Genomic DNA, 3,004 nt, shown 5'->3' with positions numbered 1-3,004 from the left:
TCAGGTCGCCCGGAGCACCGCGGGTGCCCCCGCGTCCACGAGGCACTGCGGGAGCGCGACGCTGCCGTCCTCCCGCTGATGGTTCTCCAGCAGGGCGATGAGCGTCCGGCCGACGGCGACCGCCGTGCCGTTCAGCGTGTGCAGGATCTCGGGCTTGCCGGCCTCGCCGCGGACGCGGATGCCGAGCCTGCGGGCCTGGTAGTCCGTCGTGTTGGAGCACGACGTCAGCTCGCGCCAGCGCTCCTGTGACGGCAGCCACGCCTCGCAGTCGTACTTCTTGGCGGCGCTGGAGCCGAGGTCGTCGACCGCGATGTTCACCACGCGGTAGGGGATGCCGAGATCGCCGAGGATCTCCTCCTCGATCGCCAGGATCCGCTCGTGCTCGTCCTGGGACGCGGTGGGCTCGACGAAGCAGAACATCTCGACCTTGTCGAACTGGTGGACGCGGAAGATGCCGCGCGTGTCCTTGCCGGCCGCACCGGCCTCGCGGCGGAAGCAGGAGGAGAAGCCCGCGTACCGCAGCGGCAGGGCGTCCGCCTCCAGGATCTCCCCCGCGTGCAGGGACGCGAGGGCGACCTCGCTGGTCCCGACCAGGTAGAGGTCGTCCTCGGGCAGGTGGTAGATCTGCTGCTCGGTGTCCGGCAGGAACCCCGTCCCGTACAGGGCGTCCTCGCGCACCAGGACGGGCGGGATGACCGGTTCGTGCCCGTGGGTGCGCAGCTTCTCGAGCGCCCAGCGCACCAGCGCGAACTCGAGCATCACGAGATCTCCCTTGAGGTACGCGAAGCGCGAGCCGCTCAGGCGCGCACCGGCCTCCATGTCGATCATCGCGCCGGCCAGCTCCAAGTGGTCCCTCGGCGCCGAGACCGGCGGCGTGGGGTCCCCGACCTCCCTGACGACGGTGTCCTGGGCTGCGGCCGTGGCATCGGGGAGGTTCGGCAGCTTCGCGAGCGCGGGCTGGAGCTCCGCCTCGACGGCGGAGAGCTCCTCCTGCAGCTGCTTCGCCCGCGCCTTGACGTCGTTCATGGCGGCGAGCGCCTCGGTCGCGTCCTCGCCGGCCTGCTTGGCCTTGGCGATCGCCTGTCCCGCGGCGTTCTGCTCGGCCTTGAGGCCCTCGACCTGGGGGATCAGCGCCCGGCGGCGCTCGTCGAGCGCGAGCACGGCGTCGAGACCATCGGCGTCGCCGCGCCGGCCCAGGGCGGCTCTGACGGTCTCGGTCTCGGTGCGCAGCAGCTTCAGGTCGAGCATCGCTGCTGCACGCTATCGCGGGTGCCCGCGCGGGTCCCGCGTCACGCCGCCCGCATCACTTCTTCCTGCGGACCTTCGTGCCGAACTGCGCGTCGAAGCCGCCAGGGACGTAGGCCAGCAGGTCGGCCTTGTACTGCTTGGTCCCGCAGCCGACGTACCACGTCTTTCCGAAGCGGCCCTTCGTGATGACGATGGGGTACTCGCGGTCCTGGCGGATGCGGAACCTGCCGCTGCGGTTGCCCCAGGCGAAGCGACGACCGGACCGCAGGAGCAGCGTGCTGGTGGTGCCGCTCCCGGGGCTGCTCACCTGCGTGCCCGTGCCGGAGCCGGGACGGCCGGGGATCGTGTACGAGGTTCCGGGGACGCGCATCCGGTAGCGGCCGAGCAGCTTGCTGACCCTGCAGCGGGGCTTGCTCGTGGGCTCGGGCTTGGCGGTCGGCGTCGTGCTCGTCGGTGCCGTGGTGGACTGCACCTGGGTCGACGTGTACGGCTGGACCTCCGTGGAGGTGTAGGGCTGGACCTCCGTGGAGGTGTAGGGCTGCACGTCGGTCGAGGACCGCAACGTGCCGGCGGGCTCAGGCCCCCCGGCAGCCGCTGCCGTGCCGATCCCCACGACGAAGGCACACGCCACGCCGACACCCCAACGCCACTGCTTCACGATGTTCCCCCAGACCTGATCGCTGCTGCCGCCTCCGCAGACGGCGGCGGCACAGTACCAGCGCCCGTCCGACGCGTCGAGAGCGGCGTGCCGCCGCGCCGGCGACGGTCGGACCCCCGGTCGCGACGCCCGCGATCGTTCACCGTCCCGAAAGGTCGGGCGCGTAGCCTTGCCCCATGGACTCCAAGGTGCGCAAGACCGACGCCGAGTGGCTCGAGCAGCTCGGCCCCGACCGCTTCCACGTGCTGCGCCGAGCGGGCACGGAGCCCCCCTTCACCGGGGAGCTCCTCAGTCAGAAGGACGACGGCACGTTCGTGTGCGGGGCGTGCGGCGCCACCCTGTTCGGCAGCGACGCCAAGTACGAGTCGCACTGCGGCTGGCCGAGCTTCGTCGAACCGGCCGACGAGGCGGCCGTGACGCTGCGCCCGGACACGTCGCACGGCATGCTGCGCGTGGAGGTGCTGTGCTCGACCTGCGAGTCCCACCTCGGACACGTCTTCGACGACGGCCCGACCGATCGCGGAGGCCAGCGCTACTGCATCAACTCCCTGTCCCTGGGCTTCGAGCCCAGGGCATGAGCGGACGGCTGTGGGCTACTTCTCGTTGCCCGCGTACTTCGCGAGGAACTCGGCGACGGCCTGCGCGTCCTCACCGGTCACGAGGTTCTCGGGCATGATCGCGCCGGAGAAGCCCCCGTTGCGGATGGCGTAGAGCACCGTCTCCACGTCCTCCTTGCGGACGTTGAAGTTCGGCCCGTCGACGCGCTCGCGACCGTTGATGCTGACCGCGCCACCCTCCGCGCCCACGACGTCCATCGTGTGGCAGCCCGAGCAGCGCTCGACGAACAGCTTGGCGCCCTTCGCGATGGTCGGGTCGCTGGCGGTGGCGAGACTGTTGCCCTGGGACCCACAGGCAGAGACGCCGCCGGCGACGGCGAGCATGGCGAAGGCGGTGACGACGCGATGACGCATGGCCGCGGCATCATACGAAAGGAATGCTCCGACAGCGCGCCACGTCGATCCGACCACGCCCGTTGCTGGTCGTGATGACCCTGGGGGTGGCGATCGGTCTCGCCTCCTGCGGGGGTGATCCCGAACC

General features: G+C 71.0%; 4 protein-coding genes. 1 reads left to right on the top strand and 3 read right to left on the bottom strand.

The window, feature by feature from the left end:
• On the bottom strand, positions 1 to 1,248 hold the full coding sequence (gene serS / locus ABYE80_RS19110; protein ID WP_372791905.1) for a serine--tRNA ligase: 1,248 nt from the start codon (positions 1,246 to 1,248) through the stop codon (positions 1 to 3).
• Positions 1,249 to 1,303: 55 nt separating this feature from the next.
• Positions 1,304 to 1,906 (bottom strand): hypothetical protein, encoded by a 603-nt coding sequence (locus ABYE80_RS19105; RefSeq protein WP_372791904.1) that lies wholly within the window; start codon positions 1,904 to 1,906, stop codon positions 1,304 to 1,306.
• 176 nt (positions 1,907 to 2,082) lie between these two features.
• Between ABYE80_RS19105 and msrB the strand changes: the two genes are divergently transcribed.
• Positions 2,083 to 2,484 carry a peptide-methionine (R)-S-oxide reductase MsrB gene (msrB, locus tag ABYE80_RS19100; RefSeq protein WP_372791903.1) on the top strand — a complete coding sequence of 134 codons (402 nt, stop codon included), beginning with the start codon at positions 2,083 to 2,085 and terminating at the stop codon, positions 2,482 to 2,484.
• Positions 2,485 to 2,499: 15 nt separating this feature from the next.
• Here the strand turns inward: msrB and ABYE80_RS19095 are convergent, their stop codons facing one another.
• Positions 2,500 to 2,877, bottom strand: coding sequence for a cytochrome c (locus ABYE80_RS19095; RefSeq protein WP_372791902.1), 378 nt, complete (start codon positions 2,875 to 2,877; stop codon positions 2,500 to 2,502).
• Between the last annotated feature and the right edge of the window lie 127 nt (positions 2,878 to 3,004).

Origin of the sequence: Paraconexibacter sp., from assembly GCF_041602235.1 — a bacterium.
GTDB lineage: Bacteria > Actinomycetota > Thermoleophilia > Solirubrobacterales > Solirubrobacteraceae > Paraconexibacter.
The sequence above is the reverse complement of the archived record's forward strand: the minus strand, read 5'-3'. Positions and strand labels throughout refer to the sequence as shown.

Bases quoted from the DNA above. Each gene is read 5' to 3' on its own strand.
- serS (WP_372791905.1), bottom strand. From the start codon at position 1,248: ATGCTCGACCTGAAGCTGCTGCGCACCGAGACCGAGACCGTCAGAGCC.
- msrB (WP_372791903.1), top strand. From the start codon at position 2,083: ATGGACTCCAAGGTGCGCAAGACCGACGCCGAGTGGCTCGAGCAGCTC.
- ABYE80_RS19095 (WP_372791902.1), bottom strand. From the start codon at position 2,877: ATGCGTCATCGCGTCGTCACCGCCTTCGCCATGCTCGCCGTCGCCGGC.